Genomic DNA, 4,196 nt, shown 5'->3' with positions numbered 1-4,196 from the left:
GGCATGTTAGAACCAGAGGGAGAGTGATGAAAGGTTCAGATCACGCAATGGGAGATAAGTTCAAAAAAATCCCCAAGCGATGCTTGGGGATTTTTGTATAAGAGACAGCCCCGAGGCGCCCTTTTTCATGCTGTGGCTTACCTGTAAGCCCGTCCTTCCAGATAGTGCTTGCGGCAGAGCGACACATAGCGATCGTTCCCCCCAATCTCCACCTGCTCGCCGTCGCGCATCACCTGCCCCGCCTCGTTGACCCGAGAGTTCATGTGCGCCTTGTTGCCGCACCAGCAGATGCTTTTGAGCTCCTCGAACTTGTCCGCCAGACAGAGCAGGTGGTAGGAGCCGGGGAACAGCTCGCCGCGAAAGTCGGTCTTGAGGCCATAGGCGATCACTGGAATATCCTGCTCATCGACGATGCGGGCGAGCTGATACACCTGCTCCCGGGTCAGGAACTGCGCCTCGTCGACGATGAACACATCGATATGGCGATTTGCATGGCGCGCCTTGACCATCTCGAACAGATCGCAGCTGTCACTGAAGACCTCCACCTTCAGCTCCAGCCCGACCCTGGCGCTGATGATCCCGGCACCGAAGCGGTCGTCGATGGCGGGAGTCATGGCCAGCGGATACATGCCACGCTCCAGATAGTTGAAGTGGGCCTGGATGAGCTGGGTCGACTTGCCCGAGTTCATGGTGGCGAATTTGTAGTGCAGTGAAGCCATGATGGGGTTCCGAAACGGGATTGATGGGGGGCATGCTAACCAAAGCCCCTGCCAAAACCAAGGGGCCCGTGGGCCCCTTGTTCTCTTTATGCGACGGCCAGGGCGCGCTGCATCCGAGCCTTGCGCAAATGGTAACCGGAGAAGATGATGAACCAGAGCGCGCTGACCGTGAAGCCTGCCAGCACCGAGTGCATCAGCCCCATCACCAGGTAACCGAGCGCGGCACCGAAGGCGATGGCGAGCGCATAAGGCAGCTGGGTCATCACGTGATCGATGTGATGGCAGCCGGCACCGGTGGCCGACAGTATGCTGGTGCTGGAGATGGGGGAGCTGTGATCACCGAACACGGAACCTGCCAGCACGGCAGCCAGCATCGGCAGCATCAGGCTGATGTCGCTGGCGGCCGCCATGTCGCCGGCGAGCGGCAGCATGATGCCGAAGGTGCCCCAGCTGGTGCCGGTGGCAAAGGCCATGGCGCAGGAGAGGATAAAGACCACAGCCGGCAACACTTCGATCGGCAGGTTGCCATTGGCCATGGAAGCCAGGTACTTGCCGGTCTCCACGTCGCGCACCACGGCGCCTATGGTCCAGGCAAACAGCAGGATATTGATGGCGGGCAGCATGGCCATGATCCCCTGGGGGGCCGCCTTCATCCAGTTGCTGGCACCCAGCTTGAGGCGCATGGCCAGACCGATGGAGACCACCAAGCTGCACAGGGCGCCATAGACCAGGGAGGAGCCGACGTTGGTGTTCTCGAACGAGCCGAGCACGCTGAACGGCAGGCCTTTATCGGCCAGCACGGCGGCGCCGGAATCTATCATGAAATAGACGGTCGCCAGGGTCAGGGTCAGGATCGGCAGCACCATGTCGATCATGCCGCCATTGCTCTCCTCGGGCGACTCCATGTCCAGGCCGATGGGACGGCCCTTGGACTCATCCCACAGCTTGCCCTCCAGCGCCCACTGCTCGTGTTGACGCATGGGGCCGATGTCGAGCTGGAAGGCGATCACCACCAGCACCATGATCAGGGTGAAGACCGCATAGAGGTTCATCGGGATCATCTCGACGAAGGCGGAGATGGGGCTCTGATCGGTCAGACCATGGGCCGCCATGATGCCGCCCACCAGGGCGATGATGTAGGCGCCCCACGAGGATATGGGCATCAGCACGCAGACCGGCGCCGCGGTGGAGTCCAGCAGATAGGCCAGCTTGGCGCGGGAGATCTGGAAGCGATCGGTAACCGGGCGGCAGATGGCCCCCACCGACAGGCTGTGGAAGAAGTCATCGATGAAGAAGGCGAAGACCATCATGCCGGTAAGGGCCTTGGCCCCCTTGCGGGTCTTGGCGCGGCGCGCGGCCCACTCGGCGAAGGCCCGGGTCGCCCCGGAGACGCTCATCAGGCTGATGAGGCCCCCCAGCAGCAACATGAACAGGATCATGTTGACGTTGTCCCGGTTGAGCGCACCCTCGACCCAGAAGATCTTGAGCACGGTGTTCAGCATGTAATGCAGGGATTCGAGGGGGGAGAACTGGTTGAGCAGCAGACTGCCTGCGACTATGCCCACCCCCAGCGACACCAGGACGCGGCGGGTGATGATCGCAAGGGCGACGGCCAACAGGGGGGGAACGACGGACCAACCGGAGTCGGCGTAATGAACGATGTCCATGATCTCTTTGCACCTAAAGACAACAGGTGGAGATCTACCGAGAGGATCAAAGAAACAAAACCCAGGGCGGGCATACTCCTCAGCCCCTTCAGGTAGCGCTCCATAGTGGATGACTATGGCAGTCCTGCACCTGTTCGATGCAGAACCAGCAACCCGGTATGATGGCCTGGTCACTTCGGCGCCGACTCCTTTCATCGAGCATCGCAGGCATCACCCTCCGCTCGGTTACTCATAGGCAGCGCGCCTCTACTTAAAGGTATTCGCGACACATTTTATCGAGCTACCGGGTGATAGCAAGTTTTTTGATTAAATTTCAAGGCTTGTGTGGCGAAAAGCGGAAAAAAGGTAGTCAAATGGTTCATAAAATACGATGCGGTCGATATTTTCATCTGTTCGGAACTCATTCGGAAATGAAACTCCTGCAAAGAGAATAAACCGGGCGTCGTGAATAATTGCCGGACTTTATTTATCTGCCTAATTAATTATTTTGGCAGACTTGACTTGATACCAAATCCCCCTATAAATTATCGAAAAACCAGCCCTTCCCATTAATATTTCTGCTCGCGTGGTAGCCAATATGAACGAATTTTTGAAAATTCTGCTGAATATCCGTAGTCTGCGCGCAGCCTGCCGCGATTTGTCCCTGGAGCAACTGGAAGAGGGACTGCAGAAATTGTCCGAGGTGGTCGCCGAACGCCAGCAGGATGAATCTGCCGAACGCCTGGCCCGTGAAGAACATCAGAAGAAAATTGCCGAATACGCCGAAATGTTGAAAGCCGCAGGGATAGATCCTGCTGAATTGGTGGGCACAGTGGCCACCGAAAGCACCAAGGCCAGCAAAGGCAAACGTGCCCCCCGCCCCGCCAAATATCGTTATCTGGACAATGGCGTGGAAAAAACCTGGACCGGCCAGGGCCGCATGCCCTCCGCCATTGCCAAGGCCGTGGCCGAAGGCAAATCCGTGGAAGACTTTGCCATCTGATCTGAAGCAGGATCCCGCCCAATAAAAAACCTCGCCATGCGAGGTTTTTTATTGTTTCCATGCCGGGCGCCTCAGCGCCTGTCTGCCGCCTTGACCCAGAGCACTTCCGGGGTACCGGCAGAGACCAGCAAGTATCTGGCCACCGTGAAAAACCAGTCACTTAGCCGATTCAGATAGGGCAGGATCGCCGGGTTCACCTGCTCTTCCCGGCTCAGGCCGAGCAGCAGCCGCTCGCAGCGACGAGTCAGGGTGCGCACCACATGGGCCTGCGCCGCCGCCCGCGAACCGCTTGGCAGAATGAAATTGCGCAATACCGGCAACTGGGCGCTGTAGGCGTCAATCTGTTGCTCCAGCCGCGCCGTCCAGGCCTCATTGACCTGCCACAGGGAGGCATTTTGCGCCTCGCTGGAAAACGCCAGCTCCCCGCCCAAATCAAACAGCTCCTGCTGCAGCAATATGAGTTGAGCCAATAATGCCGACTCATTCTCGGGTATTTCGGCCATCAGCAGACCTATCTGGGAATTGAGCTCGTCAATGGCGCCATAGGTCTCGACCCGCCGGTCATCCTTTGCAAGGGAGGAGCCATCAGCCAGCCGCGTAAGCCCCTTGTCCCCTTGCCGGGTATATATTCTCATTCTGACATCCTGTTAATAATGGGAATAATCATGGATTCGAGTCCATTGAGTTTTATCTCGTATGCCAGTGCCAGGGTTTGGCCCAGGGCGAGATCGTGAACATTTTGTTAAAAATTAAAAATAGTTTTTTGCCTACAAAACAAATACTTATAGGCCTGTGATATGCAGTTAACTTTATAGTCAGGATCGCCTT

The 4,196-nt window shown here is 57.6% G+C and carries 4 protein-coding genes, 1 pseudogene and 1 riboswitch; of the genes and pseudogenes, 1 reads left to right on the top strand and 4 read right to left on the bottom strand.

Annotated elements, in window-relative coordinates:
• Positions 1 to 137: 137 nt before the first annotated feature.
• Both ACB030_RS20220 and ACB030_RS20215 read right to left on the bottom strand, forming a co-directional pair.
• On the bottom strand, positions 138 to 719 hold the full coding sequence (locus ACB030_RS20220) for a thymidine kinase (RefSeq protein ID WP_247626363.1): 582 nt from the start codon (positions 717 to 719) through the stop codon (positions 138 to 140).
• An 86-nt stretch (positions 720 to 805) separates the two neighbouring features.
• Positions 806 to 2,386, bottom strand: a complete 1,581-nt coding sequence (locus tag ACB030_RS20215; RefSeq protein ID WP_371162234.1) for a Na+/H+ antiporter NhaC family protein — start codon at positions 2,384 to 2,386, stop codon at positions 806 to 808.
• Positions 2,387 to 2,471: 85 nt separating this feature from the next.
• Positions 2,472 to 2,643: riboswitch (Lysine riboswitch) on the bottom strand.
• 320 nt (positions 2,644 to 2,963) lie between these two features.
• Between ACB030_RS20215 and ACB030_RS20210 the strand changes: the two genes are divergently transcribed.
• Positions 2,964 to 3,368 carry an H-NS family nucleoid-associated regulatory protein gene (locus ACB030_RS20210; protein ID WP_371162232.1) on the top strand — a complete coding sequence of 135 codons (405 nt, stop codon included), beginning with the start codon at positions 2,964 to 2,966 and terminating at the stop codon, positions 3,366 to 3,368.
• Positions 3,369 to 3,439: 71 nt separating this feature from the next.
• Here ACB030_RS20210 and ACB030_RS20205 read toward each other — a convergent pair whose 3' ends face one another.
• Together ACB030_RS20205 and ACB030_RS20200 are read right to left on the bottom strand one after the other, a co-directional pair.
• Entirely contained in the window at positions 3,440 to 4,003 is a 564-nt protein-coding gene (locus ACB030_RS20205; RefSeq protein WP_371162230.1) for a cob(I)yrinic acid a,c-diamide adenosyltransferase, read from the bottom strand.
• A pseudogene (locus tag ACB030_RS20200) lies at positions 4,000 to 4,092 on the bottom strand (putative quorum-sensing-regulated virulence factor); the annotation flags it as partial. The pseudogene ACB030_RS20200 and the gene ACB030_RS20205, both read right to left, overlap by 4 nt.
• Between the last annotated feature and the right edge of the window lie 104 nt (positions 4,093 to 4,196).

The organism is Aeromonas sp. S16(2024) (assembly GCF_041403065.1).
In the GTDB taxonomy this organism is placed as follows: Bacteria; Pseudomonadota; Gammaproteobacteria; order Enterobacterales; family Aeromonadaceae; genus Aeromonas.
This window is presented reverse-complemented; position numbering and strand designations above follow the sequence as displayed.